Annotated in this window: 21 protein-coding genes; 19 read left to right on the forward strand and 2 right to left on the reverse strand. The window is 62.7% G+C overall.

Features of this window, described 5'->3' with window-relative positions:
* Positions 1-46: 46 nt before the first annotated feature.
* Positions 47-745, reverse strand: coding sequence for a DnaA N-terminal domain-containing protein (locus ACR0AU_RS20510; protein ID WP_480796193.1), 699 nt, complete (start codon positions 743-745; stop codon positions 47-49).
* Positions 746-1,118: 373 nt separating this feature from the next.
* On the opposite strand from ACR0AU_RS20510, the gene ACR0AU_RS20515 reads away from it, so the two are divergent.
* Complete coding sequence (locus tag ACR0AU_RS20515) at positions 1,119-2,429, forward strand: AAA family ATPase (protein ID WP_480796194.1); 1,311 nt, start codon at positions 1,119-1,121, stop codon at positions 2,427-2,429.
* Positions 2,426-3,478 carry a ParB/RepB/Spo0J family partition protein gene (locus ACR0AU_RS20520; RefSeq protein WP_480796195.1) on the forward strand — a complete coding sequence of 351 codons (1,053 nt, stop codon included), beginning with the start codon at positions 2,426-2,428 and terminating at the stop codon, positions 3,476-3,478. Before ACR0AU_RS20515 ends, ACR0AU_RS20520 begins: the two co-directional genes overlap by 4 nt.
* A gap of 84 nt (positions 3,479-3,562) precedes the next feature.
* Here the strand turns inward: ACR0AU_RS20520 and ACR0AU_RS20525 are convergent, their stop codons facing one another.
* A complete protein-coding gene (locus ACR0AU_RS20525; RefSeq protein ID WP_480796196.1) occupies positions 3,563-4,618 on the reverse strand; it encodes a tyrosine-type recombinase/integrase in 1,056 nt (351 codons plus the stop codon).
* A 608-nt stretch (positions 4,619-5,226) separates the two neighbouring features.
* On the opposite strand from ACR0AU_RS20525, the gene ACR0AU_RS20530 reads away from it, so the two are divergent.
* From ACR0AU_RS20530 to ACR0AU_RS20610, 17 genes are all read left to right on the forward strand, one after another.
* The gene (locus ACR0AU_RS20530) at positions 5,227-6,438 is read left to right on the forward strand and encodes an RNA polymerase factor sigma-54 (protein WP_480796197.1); all 1,212 of its coding nucleotides are present in this window, start codon (positions 5,227-5,229) and stop codon (positions 6,436-6,438) included.
* 212 nt (positions 6,439-6,650) lie between these two features.
* Positions 6,651-7,250, forward strand: coding sequence for a Pvc16 family protein (locus tag ACR0AU_RS20535; RefSeq protein ID WP_480796198.1), 600 nt, complete (start codon positions 6,651-6,653; stop codon positions 7,248-7,250).
* Positions 7,247-7,909, forward strand: a complete 663-nt coding sequence (locus tag ACR0AU_RS20540; RefSeq protein WP_480796199.1) for a carboxypeptidase-like regulatory domain-containing protein — start codon at positions 7,247-7,249, stop codon at positions 7,907-7,909. The genes ACR0AU_RS20535 and ACR0AU_RS20540 overlap by 4 nt, the downstream gene beginning before the upstream one ends.
* Positions 7,910-7,955: 46 nt before the next feature.
* Positions 7,956-9,959, forward strand: coding sequence for a phage tail sheath C-terminal domain-containing protein (locus tag ACR0AU_RS20545; protein WP_480796200.1), 2,004 nt, complete (start codon positions 7,956-7,958; stop codon positions 9,957-9,959).
* 11 nt (positions 9,960-9,970) lie between these two features.
* On the forward strand, positions 9,971-10,426 hold the full coding sequence (locus ACR0AU_RS20550; RefSeq protein WP_480796201.1) for a phage tail protein: 456 nt from the start codon (positions 9,971-9,973) through the stop codon (positions 10,424-10,426).
* A gap of 9 nt (positions 10,427-10,435) precedes the next feature.
* Positions 10,436-11,980: a hypothetical protein gene (locus tag ACR0AU_RS20555; RefSeq protein ID WP_480796202.1), complete on the forward strand. Its 1,545-nt coding sequence runs from the start codon at positions 10,436-10,438 to the stop codon at positions 11,978-11,980.
* A complete protein-coding gene (locus tag ACR0AU_RS20560) occupies positions 11,977-12,495 on the forward strand; it encodes a phage tail protein (RefSeq protein WP_480796203.1) in 519 nt (172 codons plus the stop codon). Before ACR0AU_RS20555 ends, ACR0AU_RS20560 begins: the two co-directional genes overlap by 4 nt.
* The gene (locus tag ACR0AU_RS20565; RefSeq protein ID WP_480796204.1) at positions 12,495-12,683 is read left to right on the forward strand and encodes a hypothetical protein; all 189 of its coding nucleotides are present in this window, start codon (positions 12,495-12,497) and stop codon (positions 12,681-12,683) included. Before ACR0AU_RS20560 ends, ACR0AU_RS20565 begins: the two co-directional genes overlap by 1 nt.
* Positions 12,683-13,378: a CIS tube protein gene (locus ACR0AU_RS20570; RefSeq protein WP_480796205.1), complete on the forward strand. Its 696-nt coding sequence runs from the start codon at positions 12,683-12,685 to the stop codon at positions 13,376-13,378. The genes ACR0AU_RS20565 and ACR0AU_RS20570 overlap by 1 nt, the downstream gene beginning before the upstream one ends.
* Positions 13,375-14,514 carry a phage late control D family protein gene (locus ACR0AU_RS20575; RefSeq protein ID WP_480796206.1) on the forward strand — a complete coding sequence of 380 codons (1,140 nt, stop codon included), beginning with the start codon at positions 13,375-13,377 and terminating at the stop codon, positions 14,512-14,514. Before ACR0AU_RS20570 ends, ACR0AU_RS20575 begins: the two co-directional genes overlap by 4 nt.
* Entirely contained in the window at positions 14,511-15,143 is a 633-nt protein-coding gene (locus ACR0AU_RS20580) for a phage baseplate assembly protein V (RefSeq protein ID WP_480796207.1), read from the forward strand. The genes ACR0AU_RS20575 and ACR0AU_RS20580 overlap by 4 nt, the downstream gene beginning before the upstream one ends.
* A 12-nt stretch (positions 15,144-15,155) precedes the next feature.
* Positions 15,156-15,539 (forward strand): PAAR domain-containing protein, encoded by a 384-nt coding sequence (locus ACR0AU_RS20585; RefSeq protein WP_480796208.1) that lies wholly within the window; start codon positions 15,156-15,158, stop codon positions 15,537-15,539.
* Positions 15,540-15,544: 5 nt separating this feature from the next.
* Positions 15,545-15,961 (forward strand): GPW/gp25 family protein, encoded by a 417-nt coding sequence (locus tag ACR0AU_RS20590; protein WP_480796209.1) that lies wholly within the window; start codon positions 15,545-15,547, stop codon positions 15,959-15,961.
* Positions 15,958-17,952: a baseplate J/gp47 family protein gene (locus ACR0AU_RS20595; RefSeq protein ID WP_480796210.1), complete on the forward strand. Its 1,995-nt coding sequence runs from the start codon at positions 15,958-15,960 to the stop codon at positions 17,950-17,952. Before ACR0AU_RS20590 ends, ACR0AU_RS20595 begins: the two co-directional genes overlap by 4 nt.
* Complete coding sequence (locus ACR0AU_RS20600) at positions 17,949-19,973, forward strand: baseplate J/gp47 family protein (protein WP_480796211.1); 2,025 nt, start codon at positions 17,949-17,951, stop codon at positions 19,971-19,973. The genes ACR0AU_RS20595 and ACR0AU_RS20600 overlap by 4 nt, the downstream gene beginning before the upstream one ends.
* The gene (locus ACR0AU_RS20605; protein ID WP_480796212.1) at positions 19,970-22,051 is read left to right on the forward strand and encodes a phage tail protein; all 2,082 of its coding nucleotides are present in this window, start codon (positions 19,970-19,972) and stop codon (positions 22,049-22,051) included. The genes ACR0AU_RS20600 and ACR0AU_RS20605 overlap by 4 nt, the downstream gene beginning before the upstream one ends.
* Complete coding sequence (locus ACR0AU_RS20610; RefSeq protein ID WP_480796213.1) at positions 22,048-23,571, forward strand: hypothetical protein; 1,524 nt, start codon at positions 22,048-22,050, stop codon at positions 23,569-23,571. The genes ACR0AU_RS20605 and ACR0AU_RS20610 overlap by 4 nt, the downstream gene beginning before the upstream one ends.
* Positions 23,572-23,579: the final 8 nt, after the last annotated feature.

The raw sequence follows: 23,579 nt of genomic DNA on the forward strand, positions 1-23,579 counted from the left end.
ATTTCGGGTCTCAATGCACAGTGTTCTGGCTACAAAAACTAGATTGCTAATCGACTAAACAAACCTTTCGAATTCCTCCCAACTCAAGCTGGATCGCTCCAAGTAAAGGCTTCAAATGATGAGACTGAATGTATTGCGCGATGAACTTGCTGGGTGCGCGCAAGGTGATCGTTTGATCTTGCGTTTCAACAAATTTGAGTTCGCGATACCAACTTTCAAACAATAATGCTTCAGATTCTGATAGGCGTCGAAGCGCCCTGCCCCATGGATCCTGAAGGTCTTGTCCCTCATGTTCAATAGCCTCTGGTCTTTCTTGCCCAAACTGAACATGAACAACCTTTTCGGTTGGCTTTGGGCTTTGTGTCTCCATACGCGATACAAAATCAGAACCAACATTTTGCCAAACCGGTTCGCTCAGACGGTAAATTTCCGAGTAGTTGAGTCGATACGCTGCAACGCGGCCTCTGACCCCAGGCCTAAGCTGGAGAAGTATATTAGAATCCGTCAACCGCTTAATTTCTCGCTTGACGGTTCGTTCGTCCACGGACCAGAGGCGGGCCATTTCTTTTTGACCGACGGTCAGCTCATCAGTGCGCCAGTTGTATCGGGCCGTTATCAGCGCAATGAGCCGCATCATCGAACATTGAAAACCGGGTGTGCCATTCAATCCCGCAACAGAGATTGCAGTCAAAAGATCGTACTTCTGAGAACCGGCCTGATATCCTGTAAATCGTTTTATTTCCATTTTGATACTGCCACTGTGCCTCGAGCGGATCGGTTTCGCCGACCGATTCCATCAATTGGGTTCAGTGTGATGAAATCCCGTAGTTTGTCAACGGGCTTTGAAAAACAGGATGACCGCCTCTTTCTTCAAAATCAAAAGAAAAATCGGTTAATAGGTTATGGGTGACACTATGCTGTCACCCTATCGGAGGTCAAGTGTCACCATATATCTGGTAATTGATCGCTGCCTGTCACCAAAACATAGCTTCACCTTCGAAATACCTCCCGTTTTTACCGAGTCGAAGGTGAAAAAGCGGAAATTCCATTCTTTACGTTTTGCAGTTTTCCAAAATCGCGTTATTAGAAGACATTCGTGATATAACAAGAGCAGCACCATGCGTGACCACACCGACCTTCAAGCTATGAACGAACGAAGCCTGGCTCAACAGGCTGCCGTCCGCCGCGCTACTTTCTCGCCCGCTGACGAGAAAGTGCTTCGACCATTCTCGATCTGGGAAATTAGCCAGTTCATGTTTGATGTCCCGGCGGACACCTTGAGAAAGAAGTTGGCCGAAGACCCGTCTCTTCCGCAAGGGGCGACTGAAGATGATGGGCGGCAAAGATGGTTTTCTCTGGCTGAGATAAATGAGTTGAGACGGCGCCTGAGATTTAGAGGTAAAAGCCTTCTGCCTCAAAGACCGGCAGGCCGGGCTATGAGAGTAGCGGTTTCGAACTTTAAGGGTGGTGTTGGCAAAACCGTCGTTGCCCAGCACTTGGCGAATGCGGCCGCGCTCGATGGTTATCGTGTTCTGGTGGTGGATTTCGACCCCCAGGCGACACTCACGCATTCAATGGGTCTGGCTGAAGTTAGAGAGTGGAATACTGTCTGGGGCATTATGTGCCGCGATCTCTGCCGTGAGGCGAACCGGATCGCGGACGAATATGATGATCCCGCAGATTGCCCCTACCCTACTGCCGACGAATTGCCTGAAGATGTTCAGTCGATTGGCGCACAACGTGTACAAGACTTCATTCAAAGAACTTCATGGTCGACGATCGACATCATCCCGAGCTGCGCGAACGCGGCCTTCGTTGAATTTGCGTCCGCTCAGTACAGGTCCATTCATAAGGCATGGAGTTTTTTCGGATGCGTAGCAAGATATCTGGATGAGTTGCCTGACGACCAATATGATTTGATTGTTTTCGATTGCCCGCCGGCAATTGGATACCAGTCTTTGAATGCGGCCTTTGCTGCTGACATCCTCTATATTCCGTCTGGTCCTGGTTATTGGGAGTATGACAGCACAACGAGTTATCTTGGTCAGCTTGGCGATGCCTTGGAAGACATAACCAGCGGGTTCGAACGTATTGCACAGGATGCCGGTATCACGCTTCCTAAAAGGTTCGATGACATACGTGTTCTCATGACTCGCTTCGAGGCCAGCAACTCTTTGCATGTCGCGATGATGGATGCTTTCAAAAATGTCTTCGGCGCCGATGTCTGTCAAAATCCCATCGAAATGACACGTGCGGTCGAGCAATCTGGTAGGTTCCAGATGTCTGTTTACGAGCAAGACTACAGACAGATGACTCGGGACACATGGAAGCGGGCGCGTCAGTCCTTTGATAATGCATACAGCGAATTTAAGGATGTCGTCCTACGGGCCTGGGAGGCGCGTACTAAAGTTGAGGAGCGGGTAGAATGAGCGGTAACAAATTTGGCTTCACTCCGATTGATGAAGATGACCTCAAGAAAACACGCCGCCGCGAAGTGGGTCCAATGGGGGCTGCAGTACGCGAAGCAGCAAACAGCTTAAATGAAAGCACTGAGAACCGTGTCGAACAGCGACGGCAAAATGCCTCCGATGCAAAGGAGTATCGCAAAGCTCGTGATGAGGGGCGAGTTTTGGTTGCGGTCGGAATCAATGAAATTCATACGACAGACCTGCCAAGAGATCGCTTGGATCTTTCGTCCGTCGCAAGTTCCGATGAGATGGATGAACTCAAAGCTTCTATTCAGGAACGCGGCCAGAAAGAGCCCATAGAGCTTTATAAGGATTCGGATGGTCGCTTCCAGCTCAAAAAGGGTTGGAGACGAGTTACCGCTCTTAAGCAGCTTTTTGAGGAGACCGGTGATGAACGGTTTTCCAGTGTTACAGCGCGAGTTGCCGAATCCCATAGCGATCGCATCGACCTCTACATCGACATGGTTGAGGAGAACGTTGTTCGGGAGGACCTGACTTTTGCTGAGATGGCGCAAGTCGCAATTCTTGCTTCCAAAGATTCAGAGTTGGGGGCAGGGGATGCAGAAGCTTTGGTGGGAAGGCTGTACTCATCCCTGCACAAGATGAAACGCTCTTACATTCGCAGCTTTGTTTATCTGCTCAATGAACTTGAGGGTGCGTTGCCGTTTCCAAAGAGTGTCTCCAGAAACCTTGGCGTTGAGGTTGCGCGTAAACTTCGAGCGTCATCGGATTCAGCTGCTGGGTTAAGAGATGTGTTGGTGCGCGCATCCACAGCCGGTGAGCAAAACGAGGCGCTGGATGCCTTTTTGGCAGATACTGATGCTGAACCGGCTAGTGGCAAGCGACGTGAGAAAGCCGAGAGCGTGAAATATGAGTTCCACGTGGGCGGTTCAAAAGTCACTGCGCGAAAGGGAGAGTGCAGGATACTGTCTGGTCAGGACTTTAGTTCGATTGACCGGTCAAAGCTCCAGAGAGCGGTTGAAGCTTTCGAAGCTGTTTTGAACGAGTAGTAACCCGTGGGTTACCAATGCTCAGATTTTTTGATTTTAAAGGCGGTAACCCACGGGTTACCGCCTTCTACGTTTAGCGCCAGCTCACCCCAGCAGGTCTGTCGCAGGGTTCTCTGCAATATCGACATCATCATAGTATTTCTGCGCCTGGGCCATGGAGCGATGCAGCGACAGGCGCATGGCTGCCTGGATCGGAGCGCCGTCGAGCGCGGCCTGGGTCAGGAAGCCCGAGCGTAGACCGTGCGGCGAGGCGAACCCCTCCGGCAACCCGGCCAACTGGAGGCGATGTTTGACGATCTGATAGATGGCGTCCGGCGAAAGCCGACGTTTCAGCACACGATCCGCTTTTGAGACTGGTCTGAACAGTGGCCCGTTCTTAATCCGTCCAATCTCGATCCAATGGACCAGCGCCTGGGCTGCGCGGCCTTTCAGCACCAGCCGCGGCGTTTCACCTTTGGTTGTCGTCTTGGTCTCCAGAAGTGAAATCCAAACCAGGCTTTTCTCGTTGAATTCCTTCAGCGACACGTCCTGGCGCATCAATCCGGTAATCTCGGATCGCCGACGGCCGCCAGAAGCCCAACCCAGCATCAGCAGCGCCCGGTCGCGGCAATCGCGGCGCGAGCCCCGGCAGGTGGCCAGTAGCTGCTCCAGGATATCGCGGGTGATCGGATGCTGCGACTTCGGGGCCGCAGGACGGGCGGCGGCGCGGCGCGCCTTGGCGCGGGCCTGTTTCACCTGGGGGCTGGCAAACGGGCTGGTGAGGTTCTTCATCCGGTGAAACGCCAGCCAGGAGGCAATGCGCCGATCCAGCGTCGATGGGGCCGGGCAGGCGAGACTTTTTCGCAGGCCTTGCGCGATCAGCCTCTCTGCAGTCTGTCGCGCCACGTCGTCTTCAGGCGCGTCGCCGAGATCGCGGGCGTGATCTAGGATGAAGGCGAGCGCCGTGGCCTCGGTCTCGGGCCAGTCCAATGCGGTCCCAAACCGTGTGGACTTCCACGCTGTCACATAGAGCAGGTCGCGCTCATAAGCGCGCAGCGTGTTGGCGGGTGTGCCGCGGATATAGAGATCGGTAAGCGCCTCCTGATCGGCCTGAGACAGGGCCGGGGAGGCGGCCGGGAGATAGGGCTGAGGCGTTGCCATGGGGCTCAGTTTGCGCTCATTTCCCCGCAAAGGCAATCAAACATGATAAGGGATACTTATCGAGTGTGATAGAGGCTTTTGAACTCATCTGAAGTAATGAGCGAAACGCCCTGTTTTTGCGTGTAAGGCAGTTTTCCGAACAACCGCAAACTTTGCAACGGAACCGCTTGGAAACTGTATTTACGAGGTGTTCTGATTGGATCTGTTGCAAAGTTTCTTACTGACCGGAGAAGAATTCCATTGGGCCAAGGAGGCCGCTACTTGACTTAAGATTCCGCCGAAGCCAGCGGGAGCGATGTCCCTGTGGGACGGAAGGCAGATCAATCTCGTTCGAAAACATGGGGCCAGTCAGACTCCGCATTCGACATATGGAGACGTTCAGCCGCCAGAAGCCATTGTGAGGCGATAATAGTCGACGCTGGAGAGAACAGTGCTCCGCAGAGACAATGCCAATTCCCGTTGACATCCCCGCAATCAGAAAACCCTTTCTAAGAACAGACATGGCCGTTTCCGCGAGAGCAAACTGCTGCGCCATCTATTCGAATCGACGGTGGCGCGGTTCACGAATACCGGCCACCGGCCTAGACTGCGGGCAGGAGGTATCCAGTTTGGCTTTACGACCGGCGATCGGAATTGCCCCGCGGACACAGCTTCGGATCGGCCCCCGGCTCATCCAGGGGGTCGGCCTTCTGTCACGCCGGAATTCGGGGGTTTGGGGCGAGCTTGCGCGGCAGGCTGCCGTCAACCCGTTCCTCACCCTCACCGGCGGGGCCGATCTTTCGCAAGCGCAGGCGCGGTCCGGGTCGCTTTACCAGCATATTGCGGATCAATTCGCTCTCTTGCAGCTTTCTGAACCGGAGCATCGCGTCGCGATGGTTTGTCTGGAGCATTTGGAGCCGACCGGCTGGCTGGCGGCGGGGCTTGGCGACATCGCCAGAGCGGCCAGGGCTGACATGGCGCTTTGTAAAGCCGTCCTCGCAGCTCTGCAACGTCTCGACCCCGTCGGCGTTTTCGGTCGCACACTCGCCGAGTGTCTGGCCCTGCAGGCGCGCGACGAAGGTGTGCTGACGGCGGAACTGGTGCGGGTTCTTTCGGTTCTCGACGCGTTTGAAGCGGGTGGCGTGGGCGCGCTTGCCGAAGCCGCGGGGATGCCAGAGGCCGAGGCGGAGGCGCATCTTGCGACGATCCGCAGGTTCGACCCCAAGCCGGGCGAGCGATTTGCGGAGAGCGATCCGACGCTGTTCCGCGCCGCTGACCTGATCGCGACCCGGGACGGTACGGAATGGAGGGTGCGCGTAAACCCGGCCACTCGTGCGGAGATCAGCGTGACCGCTTGCCCGCAGACGGCTCCGGCGCGGCTCCGCCGGCAGTTCGCGTGGGCGGAGGCGCTGAGGGCCATGGTGGACACGCGCGAGCGCACGCTGGAGGCGGTGGGCCATGCGATGGTGCGGCACCAGTCGCGCTGGCTCCTGCGCGACGCGGAGTGCCTTGACCCGCTCAGGCGGCACGACATTGCCAAGGCGGTCGACCTGCACGAGACAACCGTAGGGCGCGTCGCGTCGGCGGTCATGGATACGCCGCGCGGGACCCTGGCGCTTGCCGATCTCTTTTCGCGACCGGCCGGGCGTGCAGGCTGGTCCGCCGACCGGGTCCGCACCCGCATCGACGCGCTGATCGGGGCCGAGGACACCGCGCATCCGGTCAGCGACACGGGCCTGGCGGCGGTGCTGAACGCCGAAGGGGCCGGCATCACCCGCCGAAGCGTGGCGCGCTGGCGGGCGGGGCTCGGCCACCTTCCGGCATCAAGGCGGCGCGGCTGAATTGGCGGGATAAAACCATCCCGGCTTCAACCCATTGAAACGAAAGCGGGTATCGTTCCGGGCGCGCGCTGGCGGGACAGATTTGCCCCGTTTCTGCGCCTGCAGTTCCGTTTAGTAAACCCAACTAACTGAAATATAGTGAAAAAAGTTTCTGGCCAGATTCCTGCATGGACACGGGCACAGGAGGCGCTCAAGACGCCGAAAGGGAGTGCATGGCCGGTTCAGGAGTGATCAGTGAGGTTTCGGAGACGCTTGTCGGCGCGCTCGATGCGGCGATGGGTTCACTCTTCCCCGCGCCAGCGCCCCGCGCCGAACTTCATACGCTGACCGACCCGATCCAGGAGAATCCAGCGACGCTCGCCGTTCTGCTTTATGAGATCAACGAAGACCCCAGCACCAAGAACCGCCCGATGCAGCTTGTCCAGAACGGTGCGCAGCGCACGCTGCGCAAGCCGCCGATGACGCTGATCCTGCGGTACATGATCGTGCCCGTTGCAGGGGATCGCCGGACCGAACAGCAGATGCTCGGTCGGACCATGCAGGTGCTTTACGACAACGCAATTTTCGCTGGTCCCGATCTGCGGGGCACGCCCGCGCCGCAGGGGCTGGTTGGCTCGAATGACAGCCTGTCGGTGTCCCTCGATCCGCTCAACGTGGACGAACGCTCCCGCATCTGGTTTGCCATCCAGCAACCCTACCGGCTGTCCGTCTGCTATCAGGTGCGGGTGGCGAATGTGGACCCGGTTCTGGAAGACCCGGTGTCACTGGTCCGCAACCGCAACTTCGACCGCGCCGAACGGGTGGAGCCATGAGCGCGGTCTGGCAGGTCATCCCCGGTGAGCGCCGCGTCGCGTTCAGTCCCGTTGCACTCGATCTGCGAGACGATTTCACCGGCGGCAGCGTGCCCAACCCCGTGACACTGAAGATGGAACTGCAAAGTGGGGCGAACTGGATCGAAACGACGATAAAGCCGGTTCGGACGTCGCGCGGCGTATTTGTCTATACCGGGCTTGGCCGCGCGCTCGACCCGGTGGCGGTGCCGCAATTCCGCGTTCGCGTCACCATCGAGGCGCCGTTTCATCGCGCGCTCTTCCAGCTCAACGACGACAGCATCGAGTTCGACGTACCGACCTACAACGACACCAATCTGCAGATCATGTCGCCGCTGGTGCCGGACATCATCCCGATGCTACCGACCGCCACCTATCCCTTCGCGGCCCATGTCCGGATCATCCAGGGTCGCGTGCTAGATGCGGGAGGTAACCCGCTGGCCAATGCGCTGGTCGAAGCGGACAGCGTTGAGAAAGTCATGACCGACGAGAGCGGCGCCTATTCGCTGCCGCTCCGTTGGCAGGCTGTGAACGCGCTGGTGCAAGTCGATGCCACGCATGACCGCACAGCCACCACAGGGCAACGGATGCTGCAATTGCCGAGCGCGCTCAACGGAAGCCAGGACATAACCGTGAACTGAACCCAACCGGCGCTTGCCAGGCGCCCGAGAAGCCAAGGAGACTGACATGCCAGAATATCTCGCCCCGGGCGTCTATGTCGAAGAGGTGCCGAGCGGCCCCGTGCCGATCCAGGGTGTGTCGACCAGCACCGGCGGGTTCGTCGGGCCGACCGAGCGCGGACCGACACGACCGCGCATGGTCACCGGCTGGGGGGACTATGTCTCGTGGTTCGGCGGACTGACCGATCCGGCGGACGGGTTCCTGCCATGGGCCGTGAAAGGGTTCTTCGACAACGGCGGACAAAGGCTCTTCGTCGGGCGTGTCGTCCGGCGGAACGCGGTGCCTGTGGCGCCGAACCCCGCGGACAACGCGACTTTCGCGGCACTTGATCACCCGACGACCGATGCCAACCAGTCGGTCCTGATCCGGGCCATCGGAGAAGGCGTTTGGGGTAACCGGCTCTTTGTGCGTATCGCGTTGGGCAATTTCGACCCAGACAATCCACCGCCGCGCCTGCCGATCTCGATCACCATTCTCTATTATGACACCGCGCCTGCGCTGCCGCTGGTCAATCCTCTCGATACCGACAACATCGCCGATCCCCGGCGCCGCGAGCCGACGGTGGTCGAGCAGTACGACAATGTCGGGTGGCATCCGGAGGAGCCGGATTTCTTTATCGACTACATCAACGCGCGCTCGAAGCTTGTGGATCTCGCCTGGGGCGACCCGAATGCCGCGCCCGCCCAACCGCAGCCAACAACGCCCGATCGGGCAACGCTGGAATTCGTGGATGGCGGCGGAGTGCCTCTGGGTCCCGGAAACGATCTGGTCGTCGCCGGTGAAGGCACATGGAGCATCGACACGCAGGATGACGGGCAGGGTAATCAGGTCCCGAACGGATTCGTGACCTTCACGCCGGACAACGGCGTAACTGCCAACCCGACCCCGATTGCAGTCCGGTTTGCCTCTCCCGCCGGGGCCTTCACGTTCCGAACCATCACCGTGCCGCCCGCTCTGGGCAATCCGGTGCCTGTCGCCGTTCCCGACGTTCCGCTGACAGCAACGATCAGCGGCAATAATCCGGCGACAGTTGTGGGGCTTTACGTCGGCGGCTTCGTGCAGATGGCCGTCATGGGGCGTGACGGCGAGACCGTGACCGCCGCCGACTATCGCGGAAATGTCGCGGCTCCCGCCGGGACGCGCGAAGCGCTTGCGGGTCTGGCCGATGTCGACGAGGTTTCCATCCTCGGCGCGCCCGATCACGTCAACAACCAGCTTCTGGGCAACGTTGCCGACCGCGATAACCTGAGAAACCAGGTCATCAACCAGTGCGAGATCCTGAAGGATCGTTTCGCCGTGGTCTCGGTCGAGGCCGAGCAGGGCGATGTCGGGCCGCTCCGCCCGCCGCGAGACACCTCCTATGGTGCGTTCTATTCGCCCTGGATCCGGGTCTTCGACCCGAGGAACTCCGCCACCCATCTGGTGCCGCCCGTCGGGCATGTCGCCGGCATCTACGCGCGCACGGATATCGAACGCGGCGTTCACAAAGCGCCGGCCAACGAGGTGGTGCGGGGCATGGTCACGACCAACATTAATTCCACGCGGCGCCCGCTCGAATTTACTTTCGGCAAGCGCGAGCAGGACATCCTGAACCCGCGCAGCGTGAACGTGATCCGCGACTTCCGATCCGACCGGCGAGGCATCCGCGTCTATGGCGCGCGTACCATGTCTTCGGACGCGACGCTTAGATACGTAAATGTTCGCAGGCTGTTGTTATATATTGAAGAATCGATTGACGAAGGCACGCAATGGGTGGTGTTCGAGCCCAATGACGAACCGCTCTGGGCGCGTGTCCGGCAAAGCGTCAGGAACTTCCTGCTGCTGACCTGGCGCAGCGGCGCTTTGCAGGGGCTTAAGGAAGAAGAAGCCTTTTTCGTCCGCTGCGACCGCACCACCATGACGCAGGCCGATATCGATGCCGGGCGGCTTATCTGCCAGATCGGCGTCGCGCCGGTCAAACCGGCCGAATTCGTCATTTTCCGCATCCAGCAATTCGCTTCGAACGAGTGAGGAACTGAGCCATGCCACCGATTGTAAGACCCGAACCCTACCTCGCGATGTCGTTCCTTATGACGATCAACGGGAGGTCGAATGACGGCGAAGCCGCCGGCGCTGCGTTCTCCGAAATTTCAGGCCTCGGCCTGACGATGGACGCGACAGAGTACCGCGAGGGCTCAGAAGATATCACGCCCAGGAAGCTACCTGGCTTGATCAAGTACGACCCGATCGTCTGCAAGCGCGGCGTCACAGGGGACCTTATCTTCTGGAACTGGCTGCTCGCAGGCATTCAGGGCACCGTCGACCGTCTCGACGGATCGATCATGCTCCTGAACGAGAACCGCGAGGAAGTGGTCCGCTGGAATTTTCGCCGCGCCTGGCCGATGAAGTATACGGGGCCAACCTTTAACGCCAGCGCCTCCGAAGTCGCCATGGACACCCTCGAGATTTGTCACGAGGGCCTGGAAATCGACGTCTGAGGCTGAGCGATGATCCTGCGTCCCGTTCCTCCCGGCGGTCTGCCCCACATAACCTTCGAAGCGCGGCGGCCTTCGGCGCTGGCGCCGCTTCGGACGGACATCGCGCTCTTCATCGGCAGCGCGCCGGATGGGCCGGAGGGCGAGCCTGTCCGGATCGAGGGCTGGAAGACCTATGAACGCGTTTTCGGCGGGTTGTCGGAATCATCGAACATGGGCCACGCCGCGCGCGGGTTCTTCGAGAATGCGGGACAGATCGCCTGGGTGCTGCGCATCGCACCCGGTGCACAGGCCGCGACGGCAGACTGGCGACCGCAGGCGGGCGGCAACCCGGCGCCGCGTTCGCTGGTGGCAAATCGCTTTGTCTTCGAAGCCAGAACGCCGGGACGCTGGGGCGATGCGCTTAGCGTTAGGCCCAAGTTCCGGCCCGACAGTGACGGCGCGTTGGTGATCGATCTTGACGTGTACCTTGAAGCCCGTCTGGTCGAGCAGTTGCGCGGAGTTACGCCCAACAGCCTCGCCGAGGTTGTCGAGGAGCGTTCGGAGTACTTCCGGATACGTGTTCCCGATGGCGCGGGCGCTCTAGTGGCGGGCGCGCTGCCGCGAAGCGGGCAATGGCCTGCCATCACTTTCGCTAATGGATCGGACGGGCGCGTGCCGGGACGAAGCGATTATGCAGCCGCCTTGCCGGTCATCTCTGACCTGCCGGAGCCCGCGCTGATTGCGCTCCCCGACCTGCACCGCCATCTTGAATCTGCCGATGCAGCGGCGGTTCTTCTGGCGGCGGTGCGCGCAGTCGACCCGCTTCTCGACCGGATGGTTATCGGCGATGCGCCCGAGAACATCGAGACCGCCGCCGAGGCCGATGCCTGGCTGGCAGAGTTCGGTAACGATCCCATCGTTCGCCGGACCCTCACCTTCTACCACCCTTGGATCGAGATGCGCGATCCCATCGGCACGCCCGCTGCGCCTGTGCGTCGCCTGCCGCCCTCGGGTCACGCAACCGGGGTGATCGCGCGGCTGGATCGCGAGCGCGGCGCCTACACCACGCCCGCCAACGCGACCGTCTTCGATGCCATCGACCTCGCGCGTCGGATCTCGCGCCCCGATCAGGACGTGTTCTCGACGCTCGGGCTGAACGCACTTCAGTGCCAGTCTGCCCGCGGGATCGTCGTCTGGGGTGGGCGCATGGCGCAAACGACCGCCGAGCCGCCGCAATTCGTGGCGCATCGTCGCCTGATCCACCGGCTTGTCCGCGCGCTGCGCCGCACATGGGAGCCGCTGGTCTTTCAGCCGAAAGACATTCAGTTGCGCCTTGCAATCGCGCGTTCGGCGGAAACGCTTCTGTCGGAGGCGTTCCATGCCGGCGTGCTGAAGGGCACGACACCGAATCAGGCCTACCGGATCACCGTCGATGACACCGTGAACCCGCCTGAGGCCACCGCCGACGGTCATCTCGCCTGCGAGATCGGGATCGCGCCTGCCGTGCCGATGGAATTCATCCATTTCCGCGTCGGCCTCAGCGCCGACGGATCGGTGGAGTTTCTCGAACTATGACTGACGTCCTCAACACCTTCCGTTTCCGCGTCGTGCTTGACCCGATCGATGCAGCCGTGCCGCGCGAATTGGCGGGCGCGGCCCTTGGTGCAGCGCTCGACGGGTTCGACTCGCTCGGCGCGTTCCAAAGCTGCTCCGGTCTGGGCGGCGAACTGGAAGTCACCGCCTATCCCGAAGGCGGGCGCAACGATTACGTGCACCAGCTTCCGGTTCGCCATTCCTGGGGGCGGATCACGCTGACCAAGGGCATCTCCATCGATCCGGGTCTTTTCGCCTGGTACGAGGCGGGTCTTTTCGGCTCGCTCGGCGCACGGCGCGACGGGGCGATTATCATGTTCACCTCACTGAGCCCGCTCCTTCCCGCGATGACATGGAGCTTCACCGGCGGTCTGGCGGCGAAATGGTCCGGCCCGAGCTTCGATGCGGAGCAGAGCGGGCTCGCCATCGAAAGCCTCGAAATCGCGCATCAGGGCATCAAGGCGGTGCCCGGCGCCTCGGTCGCAGGGATCGCGTGATGGTCAGGATCGAGAAACTCCGTATCAATGTCACGGTTGAGGGCGACGCCACCGACGGCAAGGCCAAGTTTGGACAGCTCTTTCAGGAATTCATGGAGCTTTACGAAGATCGCGACGCACGCAGCCAGTGCCTTGCGCGCTCCATGGCCAGCGACCGTGAACTTTCGCCAAGAAAGGAGCGGCGCTGATGCCCGACCTGAACCCCCCGCAAATCCCGTTCCTTTCGGTCGGCGGCGACTTCGAGAAGGCGATGCTTCGGATCGTTGCACCCGAGGTCGACGACCCGGACATCACCTTCAAGTTCAACCCGACGAGCTACCAGCTTCAGAAAACCAACGCGTTTTCCGAAATCGAGATCCCCGGTCTCGAAACACCGCCGATCCAGTTCGTGCGCGGGGGTCAGGAGAAGCTCTCCTTTGACGCGCTCTTCGACACCTCAGACAGCCAGAAGAACGTGCGCGAGGAATATGTCGACAAGGTCGCCAGTCTGATGAAGATCAATTCCGAGCTTCACGCGCCACCCATCGTGCAGTTCGTTTGGGAAAGCGCGCTTTTCACTGGCGTCGTCTCCGACATGACGACGCGTTACGTCCTCTTTACGCCCGAAGGTCTGCCGATGCGGGCCGAGGTCAGCCTGACCATGACGGCTTACCGCAGTGTCGAGGTGCAGATGAACGACCGTCCGCGCAATTCGCCGGACGTTGAGAAAAGCGTGTCGCTCCGCCGGGGCGACCGGTTGGATCACATCGCTTCCGGAGTCTATCAGGACCCCGCCCGCTGGCGCGAGATCGCACGTGCCAACGGCATCTCCGACCCGCGCCGCCTCGATCCGGGGCAGCTTCTTCTGGTGCCGCGGATCCGGCAGGGACGGGGGCCGGTATGAGTTTTTTCTCCACCGATATCGCCGGATTACCGCCCACAGGGCATTACGTCCCGGATTTCGAACTTCTCGTGGAAGATCAGCCGCTTGCTCCTAAAGAAAAGGGCGATGTGCTGCGCATGAAGGTCGTCATGGACCTTGAGAACATGACAAGCTGCGAAATCGACCTCAACAACTGGGATGACCGCGCGCTGTGGTTTAAATATTCTGATCGCTCCGGGCTTTATGTCGGCAACCGCGTGCATGTCCGCATGGGTTACGTCGGGCGCATGATGTCGATGCTGCGGGGCCGGATCAATTCGCTGACGCCACAATTTCCGCAGACGCAGGCCAGCACGCTCTCGATCGGCGTGCTCGACAACATGCAGCTTCTGAAAGACCGGCGACCGTCGGAGGGCGAGCAGCGCCAATTCCGCGATATGTCGGACGGAGAGATCGCCCGCATCATCGCAGAGCGGAACGGATTGCAACCGGATGTGGATGAAACCGGGCTCGTTCATGACGAGGTCATACAGGGCGACCTAGACGATGCCGCCTTCCTGATGCAGCGCGCGCGGCGCAGTGACAGCGAATGCTACATCTACACTGATCCCGAAAGCGGCGAGGCGACCTTGCGTTTCGCGCCGCCCAGCGACGAACGGGCGGGCGCGCGCGCCACCAACCACGCCTTTGTCTGGGGCGAGACGCTCAAAAGTTTCAGTCCGACGCTCACTATGTCTAACCAGGTCTCTCAGGTGACGGTGCGCGGCTGGAACGAAGACGACATGGTGGAAATCGTCGCCACTGCCACGCAGGCCGACATCGCCGACGCCGCAGGCAACACCGGCGCGGGGAACGCGGGCACGGCGGTGAACGGGCGTGAGGACGTGGTGATTGGCGCCACCGTGACCAGCCAGGCGGCGGCGGAGGAACTGGCGCAAAGCCTCCTCCGCGAACGGTCCTACGAATTCATCACCGGCTCGGGCGAGATCATCGGTCTGCCCGATCTTCGCCCCGGCGACACGATGACCATCGACCGGCTCGGCGACCGTTTTTCCGGCACATACTACGTCAAGAAGGTGGAGCACGAGATCGGCTCGAAAGGCTTTTCCACCCGCTTCGACGTCCGCAAATCCTATGACGAGGGGGCGAGCGCATGAGTAACATGCAGGGCGCAAACCAGTTCGGCGAATGTTTCGAGCAGTATTTCGGCCTCTATCCCGGCATCGCGGCCGACACCGTCGATCCCGACGGCAAGGGGCGGATCACGGTGCGCCTGCCGTGGATCTCGGGCGACTACGAGACACGTTTCGCCCATGTTGCGCAGGTCTATGCCGGGGACGGCTACGGCGCGCTCTGGATCCCGGAAGAAGGCGATCAGGTGATCGTGGCTTTCCTGAAAGGCCAGCTTTCGAACCCGGTCGTTCTCGGCTCGATCTTCAACAATGCGCGGATGCCGCCAGTAGCCCGAACAGACAGCGAGGACCCGAAGATCCTCTGGACCAAGGGCGGGCACTACCTGCTGATGGAAGATCAGAGCGGGAAGCGGATCGAACTCACAGATCTCTCCGGTAACAACTCCATCGTCATCGACACCGAAGCGGACACGATCAACGTTCTGGCGAGCGACAAGGTCGTGGTCGAAGCGGGCGGCGATATCGAGGCCACGGCGGGCGGAAGCATCAGCCTATCGGCGACATCCGACATTTCCATTTCGGCGCAGGGCAGCGTCTCGATCTCGGCCGCGGGCGAGGTCAGCGTGTCCGGTGCGACGATCAATCTGAACTGAGGAGGGGCAAGCATGGGCCAGCCGGGCGCAAAGGAAAACGATCAGGTGGTGGGCATTTGTACGCATGTCGTGATGGTGCCGAACCCGAGCGGGTCTACGCCCACGCCTCTGCCGCATCCCTTCGCGGGCACGCTCGACACCGATCTGTCGGAGGACGTGAAGATCATGGGCTCGGCGGCGGCGGTGAAAGGCTCGGTGGCCACAAACACTCCTTCCCACTTCCCGACACCGCCCGGCGTTTCCTTCCAGCAGCAGCCGGATGACGAGGCAACTGTGACGCAGGGCAGCGCCACGGTGAAGATCAACGGCAAGCCAGCGGCACGCGTTGGCGACAGCGCCCAGCTTTGCGGCGGCGTCGGCGTGATCGTCGGCGGCTCAACGGTTATGATCGGGTAGGGCGCATGGCGGTTCGCGACGATATCATCGGCACAGGATGGCGGTTCCCCATCCGGCCCGACACGCGCGGGCGATTGGGATACGTCACCGGTCAGGACAATATAGAGCAATCGCTCCGTATCCTCTTGCTGACCGCGCTCCGAGAACGCGTGATGCGGGCCGATTTCGGTACATCCGCGCGCGAGAGCCTCTTCCGCGCCGGGTCGGAACAGGGCCTTCGGCTTCTGGAGCAAAGCGTGGCCGCCGCGCTCCGCGATTTCGAACCCCGGATCGAGGTCCTGAACCTCCGCGCCGAGGCGGATCCACGCAACCGGACCCATGTCAATGTCGAGATCGACTATGAAGTCCGCTCGACATATGTGCGCGGCACGCTGATCTTTCCCTACTACGTCGGCAGCGGCGCGGAAGGCAGTGCGACATGACCGAGCTTGCACCCCTCTCGCTTGACGATCTAACCTATGAGGACCTGCGCGAGCTGGCGATGCGCCGCATCCCGGCGGCCTCCGGCGGGCGTTGGACGCATCACGAACCTGTCGATTCCGGCGTCACCCTGATCGAGCTTTTCGCCTTCCTGCTCGACCAGCAGATTTTCGTCCTCGATCAGGTGCCGGAAAGCCTGACATTGGCGATCCTTGCCCTGCTATACGAAGCCCCGAAACCGGCAGGCGTGGCGCGAACGGTTGTTGCACCGCCCTTGCCGGTAGCGGACGCGATCCCGCCGCATCCGGTCGTCGCGCCCGGATTGCTCCCCGCCGGAAGCGTCCTCAGGCCCCAGGCGTTCGACGGCGGGGCGCTTGCCTTCTCGACGCGCGATGACGTCTATCTCCTGCCAGTCCGTGCGCTTAGTGTGCTCGACGGCGACGTGTCGCTGAGCGACCAGCTGGAAAGGGGCGAGGTGGTGTCGGTCATGACCAGCACGGACGGCCCCGCCACCCTGACGATCGATCTGGACCTCGACGCTGCCATCGCCGCAGCAGCCGCCGGGCAACCGGTCGCCTTCGCGCTTCGCCTCGCCAGTGAAACACCGCCACCGGAATGGAGCGACGACGCGACCGACGTGCCGCCACCGGTCGCGCTTACCCTGACGTGGGACGTCCCCGGCGGTCCAAGGGGCAATATCGCCGACTGGCAAGACGGCACCGGCGGTCTCCGCCGCTCCGGCCTGATCCGCTTCGATCTGCCGGCGGAGGCCGTCGGTGCCGACCGCCTTCGCCTGACGCTCGCCACCGAAACGGCATCCTTCGCCGAGCCGCCGGTCCTCAAATCGGTCAGCGCAGGCGCGGTGATCGCCGATCACCGGCGGCGCATCGACATCTCCGACGCTCCGCTTGATGCGCCCAACCCGACACCGCTGCAACGCGACCTGATCGCAGCCGCGACCGCGCTCCTGCCGATCTCCGGCCAACAGCTCGCCCTGCCGGTAAGCGAAGCGCCGCAGCTGGCGGAAGGCATGGTGCTACGCCTCGGCGACCGGGCGGGCAATGTGCAGGAGTGGCACCCTGTGGCCGATCTTTCGCCGCAGAAAAGGGACGCCCGCGTCTTTCGCTTCGACCGCGACCGCGGCCTCTGCCTCTTTGGAGACGGCTACACCGGGCGCGTCCCGGCTCCCATCACCTCCATCGGCGCGACTTTCGACGTGGGTGGCGGCATCGAAGGTAATCATCCTGCGAAATTGCTCTGGCAGACGGAAGCAGTCGGCAACGTGCTGACCCTCATGTCCATCACCGACGGCATCGACGGTGCACCGCCCGAATCGCTGGAGGAGGCGCGCGGACGCGTTGCGGCATCGCTCGCCCGCCGGCACCGGGCCGTGACCGCCGAGGACTACAAGACCCTCATCGAGACCGCGCCGGACCTTGCTGCGCACCGGGCGCTCGTCGTGCAGGGCTTCGATCCGAACTTTCCTTGCGTCGAAGTGGCCGACAGCGTCACGGTCTACGTGGTTCCGCGCACCGGGCCGGACACCACCGAACCGAAGGCGGACGATGGGGCGCTCACGGTTTTCCGCGACACGCTCGACCGCGCGCGAATGCTGACGACCCGTGTTTTCGTGCGCCGCGCCCTGTTCCGCCCGGTGGGCCTCGACGTCGAGATCGCGGCAACGACCGGCACGACTCGGACATTCGTCGAACTTCTGCGTCCGCGCCTCACCGAATACCTGCACCCCGCGCTCGGTGGCCCGGATGGCGATGGCTGGCCCTTCGGCGGTGCGCTCCGGCCCTCCGAACTTCTACGGGTCGCCAACGCGGTTCTCGGCGAAGGGGTGCGCGCCGAACGTATCATCGTCCGCCTGCTCGATACCGGTGCCACCGAAGACTGCACCGAACTGCCCATCGCACCGACGGACCTTGTGGCCCTCAGCACCTTGACCGTCCGCGTCACCGGTACACCCCCGGCGGAGGCGACGCTATGACCCGGCCATGGTGGGATAACGCGAAGGCCAAGGCGCACCTGGTCGACGGGCGCCCCGTCCTGATGCCCGGCGGGCGCAAGGCCGCCATTGCCGCCTTGCAGGCGCGGATCGCGGGCTTTGCCCCCGAATGGCGCGACCTGTCGGAGGAGGATGCGGGTGTCGCCCTTGTGCGTCTCTTCGGTCTGCAACTCGACCCCGTCCTCCAGCGCGTCGAACGATTGCCGGAGAAAGCACTTGTGGAGTTCCTCCGCACGGCAGGCATCGGATTGGCCCCGGCGCGCTCGGCAGAAGCGCTCGTCAGCTTTGTCCCGGAAGACAGCGCCACAGGTCCAATCGACGTGGCCGAAGGCACTGCGCTTTCCAGCGCGCGGGCCGACGGCGAACAGGGCGATGTCACCTGGGAAACCGAAGACGCGCTGACCGTCCAACCGGTAACACTGGAGGAACGTCAGGTCTTCGACGGCGAGGTGACGCAGATCATCGACGCGGACAGCGCATTTGACCTCCTCGGACCTCGCCCGGAGGTTGGTGCCGCGCTCTACCTTGGCCTCGCGGCAAGCGGAGTGGTTTCGGGCCGCCTGACACTCGCTTTTGAGACGGAAGTGCCCGACCGCCCCGCACCCGTTGCTGCCGGTCTTGCCCCACCACCCCCGCGCCCGCCCGTGCAACTCCGCTGGGAAGGGCTGACGGCAACCGGTTTCGACCCCGCGGAAGTCGTTCTTGAAGAGACCGATGGCTTCCGAAGAACGGGCCGCATCGGCCTCGACCTGCCCCGCGGCATGGCGGCGGATCGCCTGCCTATCCTGGGAGAGGGCGATCCGCTTTACTGGGTGCGGATTCGACTTGCCGGGGGAACCTTTGAAGCGCGCGCGCGCGTAACCGGCATTCACCTCAACGTGGCGCCGGTGGAAGCGCGGAAGACGTGGCGCGACGAGTTCCCGATACTCGAACTCCGCGACGGCCACCCGCAGGTGCAGCTTGCGCGGACCCCTGTGTTGTCCGGCTCGGTCGTTCTCGACGTGGACGAAGGCATCGGCGGCGGCGGTCTCTTCGATCTCAACGCGGAGGAGGAATCGGTCACCAAAGAGGGTCAGTTCCACCGCTGGAGCGAAGTCGCAACGCTCTCCGGCCAGCCCGCCGACGCGCGCGTCTTCACCCTCGACGGCGCAAGTGGCGTGATCACCTTCGGTGATGGCAGGGAAGGGCGCGCACCGCCGCCCGGCATCCGTGGCGTTGCCATCCGCTCCTACGCCGTCACGCTCGGCGCGGCGGGTAACGTGGCCGCCGGTGAGATCAACCGTATGCCAAACCGCATCCGTGGCATCTCGGAGGTCGGCAATCCCTGGAACGCCACCGGCGGCGCCAGTGACGAGGATCGCGACACGGCCATCGCTGCCGGTCCCGCCAAACTCAAGGCGCGCGGTCGCGCGGTCAGCGCGGGCGATATGGCGCTCCTTGCAAAGGAAGCACAAGGTGCGAATGTGCGTCACGCCTGGGTCGTCTCCGGCCTCGACCCGACGCTTGCGAACGCGGCCCGGCCCGGCACCGCCGCCGTTTACGTCCTACCGTGGCGGCACCCGTCCGACCCGGGCGATCTGCCGCCTGTATCTGATAGCCAGACATTGGTGACGGTTGCGACGCATATCGCAGAGGTGGTCGGTCCGCTCGGCGCACGGATCGTCGCCGCTGCGCCCCGCTTCCACGACATCCGCATCGAAGCGCTCGTCACCGTCACAGACGGCGGCGATGCCGCGGCGGCCCAAACGGCGGTGCGCGCGGCGGTCGACCACTGGCTCTCACCCGAAACCGGATCATGGTCGGTCGGCAACACCATCCGCCACGCGGATCTCAGCCACATCATCCTCGGCGCCTACCCCGACATTATCGCCGCCCCGTTTCTTGCACTCAGCCGGGATGGCATCGGCTTCGACGCCTGCCAGGACGTGCCGCTCGCCGAAGACGGGCTGCCATGGCCCGGACGCCACCGGATCGCGGTCGAAATGCAGGAGGGCGGAAGATGACCTGCGTTCCCGCCGACCCGAAGTTCCGCCTCCTCGACAATCTGGTCGGTTGGGACCCGATTGACGCACTGAACCCGACGCATATCGTAGGCTTTGACGACCCGGATGGCATCCGTCTGGCCGGTGGCGGACCCGACGGAGTTTCACCGGATGCGCTCGATCCCTACATCCCGCCGCCGCGACTCGCCCCCGGCTGCGGCCGGTGCGACTGGGTGCTGGTCACGCCGCCCGCGCCGATCTCCGCCGTGCTCGCGCTCGACGGATGCTCCAACACATGGCATTCGCTCTGGCCGTACCTGCCGGTCACGTTCGGCGATGCGGTGGCCGTTGCTGTCGACCGGCATCGCGTGGCGATTGCCGACCGCGCGGCGGACAGGGTCTGGGTCTTCCACCTCCCCGGCGGTCAGCTCCTTGGCGAGATCGCCGTCGATGCACCGCGCGATCTGAGTTTCGGCTCGTCGGGCGAAATCGTCGTGGCCGCCGAGGACGGACGCGCGCTCCTTCGCTTCACATTCAACGGCAGACGCCTTGGCCCATGGCCCGCCGACCTCCCCGATGCTCTGATCGCTCGCGTCGCCCATGATCGCGAGGGTCGGCTCTGGCTCGCCACCGAAGCGGGCCGGGACCACTATGCGCTTCTCGCACAAGACACCGCCTGCGACCCGGTTTTCCACCTAAAGACGGAAACCGACCTCAGCACCGCCTTCCCGAAAACCGCCGCTCTCCGAAGCGGCGCACAGGGTTTCTGCATCACGCGAGGTCTTGGTGACGGCACCGAAGGCCCGGTCTGTTGGTCTTGGTTCGGTCGCCCCGTCGACCCCGGCTGCGTGGCGGCAGCCGCCGGCGGAGCCTTCGCCCACCAGGGCCAGTTGCTGACCGAGCCGATTGACAGCGGCATTCCCCGCTGCCGCTGGCACCGCGTCCGGATTGAGGCCGACATACCTGCCGGAACGCGCATCGCATTGGCCGTGGCGACGGGCGAGGCGCCCGACGCCCAGCCAAAAGGCGTGCAAGCCGGGGCATGGGTAGGGTTCGACGCAGGCGTGCCGCATCCGGGCGACTGGCAGGAATTCGACTCCGGTCTAACGGATGTTCTGATCGACCGCCCTGCGGGGCGATACCTTTTCCTGCGCCTCCGCCTCAGCGGCGACGGCTCGGCGACCCCAATGGTTCGCCGCGTCCATATCGACTTCCCGCGCGCCACCTCCGCCAATCAGCTTCCGGGGGTCTTCCGAGAAGACCCGGACGCCGCCGATTTCACTGAGCGCTTCCTCTCCCTCTTCGACGCGACGCTTGGCACGGTGGACGAAGCCGTCACCCGCCTCCCCGCCCTTATCAAGGGCGCAGATGCCCGCGCCGAAGCGCTGCCCTGGATCGCCTCCTTCCTTTCCGTCACGCTCGATCCGACCTGGGATACCGAAACCCGTCGCCGCATCCTCGACGCCGCGCCGGAGCTCTTCCGGTTGCGCGGCACGCGGGACGGGCTAACCCGCTCGATTCGGCTTGCCTTTGGCCTCGAAGAAGACCCGGCAATCACCGAACATGGGTTGGAACGGAACTGGGGTGCGGTTGCCGGTTCCGGCTCCTTGGGCCAGACCGATGCCCGGCTTGGGGCTACGCGCCTCTTCAGCCGCCGCACGGCGCGGATGACGCTCGGCCAGTCGCCCGTGGGCACCACTAAAATCATGAGCTTCGGCACCCCCGCCAGTGATCCGCACGCGGTCGGCGCCTTCCGCTTCAGCGTCAGCCTGCCGCCAAATGTAGCGGCCACGAGCGAGGAAGGCGCGCTTGCAGCCCTGACCCGTCTGATCGAAGGCCAGAAACCCGCGCACACCCAGTCCACGGCGCGCATTGCCCGCCGCGCGGGCTTCCGCATCGGGGGCGATACGCTCATCGGCATCGACACCGTGCTCGGCCGTCCCGAACCCGTCTCCCTCGGCACGCCCGCCGCCCGGCTGTCCTGCAACGCCATCCTGGGTGGCGAACCGCCGCCTGGCCCGGTCCTCGGCAGAACCAGCCGCGTGACCCGACCCTCGAAGGACCAACCCGCAATTTCCTGTCCGGAGTGTACGCCATGAAAGACCATCCCCAAGACGACAATTGCCGAGAGGAGACCGGGCCGTGCGAATGCCTGCCGGAACCGGTACGCATGAACTACTTTCACGGCCAACTCATCAGCGAACGCGATCTCCGCACCGAGCAGGCCTATTTCCGCGAGAAACTCCGCCACGCGCATCGCTGCCTGCACGGCTACGGTGTGCTCTGTGGGATGGAGGTGCACCCGGTCGATCCGCCGGAGGAATGCCTCCCCGACGACAGCGCGAAGCGAAAGGACCTCAGGGAGCAGATCGCAAAGCTTCAGGCCCGTCAGGTCGAACTGAAGGAAGCCTTCGAAAACACTGACGACGATGACGAACGCGCCGAAATCGAGAAGGCGATCAAGGAGATCCACGCCGAAGTGGAAGGGCTGACCCGCAAGCTGGACGCGCTGAACGACGAGCGCCCCGACAAGGATCCCCAAGGCTGCGAGGACATGCCGCCGCTGCACCGCGTCCGCGTCACCTGCGGCGCGGCGATCGATTGTGACGGCAATGACCTGATTCTGGCGCGCGACCGGGTGGTCGATGTGAAGGCGCTTCTCAAACCCTCCGAACGCGTCAAGCTGGAAGATGGTGAGCGGCGCAAGGTCTGGCTCACGGTCTGCTACGAGGAATGCGGACGCGAGCCGACACGCCCCCTCGAGATGGACGCCTGCGCCACCACGAGCGGTTGCCAGATGGCGCGCATCGCCGAAGGTGTGCGTGTCGCCGCGTCTCTCGACGCGCCGCAGGAGGACATGCGCTGCGACCCGTGTTGCGCCTGTTGCGACGACTCGTGCCTTGTGCTCGCTGTCCTCACGGTCAGCGATGCAGAGCCGATTGTGGCCGAGGATATAGACCATTCGGTGCGCCGCCGCTTCGGCCTTTACGACCCGACCGTGATCACCGGGATCAGCTGGAAGCACGGCCACACCTATAGCGCCGACACCGCCGACTCGATCCTCGGCACCGATGACCCGAACGGCGGCGTGGTCGTGGAATTCTCACGCCCCGTGCACGTCAGTACGATCGAGCGCGGCGTCGTCTCGCTCTACCGGCATACACGCGGTGGTGGGCTCGCGGGTGTCGTGATTTCGATGGAGGGCGAATATGTCGGCCTCCCCCAAGACGAGGACATGGTTCAGGCCATCCGCTTCCGAAACACCACCGGTGAAAGCGTTCAGCCGAAGGACCAGATCGTGCTCGTCGTGCGCGCGCCATTCCTGCTGGATCGCTGTTGTCGCCCGGTCGAAGGCCTCCATGTCGGCGGACGCGTGCCGCGCCTGATCCTCGAAGACGATGATGCCGACATGGACGCGCGCGAGGAGGAAGAGAAGGCCCGGGCAAAGGACGCCCGCGCCGAGAAGGCCGCGCAGAAAAACCTGAAGGACCTCAAGGACGAAAAGCCCCGCCCGGAGACACCGGACGACATCTGCGCCCGACCGTTCTGGGGGCCGGTGCCCTGGACCACCTGTGGCCCGGGAAACTTCGAAAGCTGGATCTGGATTGCTGAAAAATAGGAGCCGGA

This window comes from Ruegeria sp. CG1 (genome assembly GCF_056537265.1).

Excerpts from the sequence above, each read along its gene's own strand:
- ACR0AU_RS20510 (WP_480796193.1), bottom strand. The coding sequence starts at position 745 with ATGGAAATAAAACGATTTACAGGATATCAGGCCGGTTCTCAGAAGTAC.
- ACR0AU_RS20515 (WP_480796194.1), top strand. The coding sequence starts at position 1,119 with ATGCGTGACCACACCGACCTTCAAGCTATGAACGAACGAAGCCTGGCT.
- ACR0AU_RS20520 (WP_480796195.1), top strand. The coding sequence starts at position 2,426 with ATGAGCGGTAACAAATTTGGCTTCACTCCGATTGATGAAGATGACCTC.
- ACR0AU_RS20525 (WP_480796196.1), bottom strand. The coding sequence starts at position 4,618 with ATGGCAACGCCTCAGCCCTATCTCCCGGCCGCCTCCCCGGCCCTGTCT.
- ACR0AU_RS20535 (WP_480796198.1), top strand. The coding sequence starts at position 6,651 with ATGGCCGGTTCAGGAGTGATCAGTGAGGTTTCGGAGACGCTTGTCGGC.
- ACR0AU_RS20540 (WP_480796199.1), top strand. The coding sequence starts at position 7,247 with ATGAGCGCGGTCTGGCAGGTCATCCCCGGTGAGCGCCGCGTCGCGTTC.
- ACR0AU_RS20545 (WP_480796200.1), top strand. The coding sequence starts at position 7,956 with ATGCCAGAATATCTCGCCCCGGGCGTCTATGTCGAAGAGGTGCCGAGC.
- ACR0AU_RS20550 (WP_480796201.1), top strand. The coding sequence starts at position 9,971 with ATGCCACCGATTGTAAGACCCGAACCCTACCTCGCGATGTCGTTCCTT.
- ACR0AU_RS20555 (WP_480796202.1), top strand. The coding sequence starts at position 10,436 with ATGATCCTGCGTCCCGTTCCTCCCGGCGGTCTGCCCCACATAACCTTC.
- ACR0AU_RS20560 (WP_480796203.1), top strand. The coding sequence starts at position 11,977 with ATGACTGACGTCCTCAACACCTTCCGTTTCCGCGTCGTGCTTGACCCG.
- ACR0AU_RS20565 (WP_480796204.1), top strand. The coding sequence starts at position 12,495 with ATGGTCAGGATCGAGAAACTCCGTATCAATGTCACGGTTGAGGGCGAC.
- ACR0AU_RS20570 (WP_480796205.1), top strand. The coding sequence starts at position 12,683 with ATGCCCGACCTGAACCCCCCGCAAATCCCGTTCCTTTCGGTCGGCGGC.
- ACR0AU_RS20575 (WP_480796206.1), top strand. The coding sequence starts at position 13,375 with ATGAGTTTTTTCTCCACCGATATCGCCGGATTACCGCCCACAGGGCAT.
- ACR0AU_RS20580 (WP_480796207.1), top strand. The coding sequence starts at position 14,511 with ATGAGTAACATGCAGGGCGCAAACCAGTTCGGCGAATGTTTCGAGCAG.
- ACR0AU_RS20585 (WP_480796208.1), top strand. The coding sequence starts at position 15,156 with ATGGGCCAGCCGGGCGCAAAGGAAAACGATCAGGTGGTGGGCATTTGT.
- ACR0AU_RS20590 (WP_480796209.1), top strand. The coding sequence starts at position 15,545 with ATGGCGGTTCGCGACGATATCATCGGCACAGGATGGCGGTTCCCCATC.
- ACR0AU_RS20595 (WP_480796210.1), top strand. The coding sequence starts at position 15,958 with ATGACCGAGCTTGCACCCCTCTCGCTTGACGATCTAACCTATGAGGAC.
- ACR0AU_RS20600 (WP_480796211.1), top strand. The coding sequence starts at position 17,949 with ATGACCCGGCCATGGTGGGATAACGCGAAGGCCAAGGCGCACCTGGTC.
- ACR0AU_RS20605 (WP_480796212.1), top strand. The coding sequence starts at position 19,970 with ATGACCTGCGTTCCCGCCGACCCGAAGTTCCGCCTCCTCGACAATCTG.
- ACR0AU_RS20610 (WP_480796213.1), top strand. The coding sequence starts at position 22,048 with ATGAAAGACCATCCCCAAGACGACAATTGCCGAGAGGAGACCGGGCCG.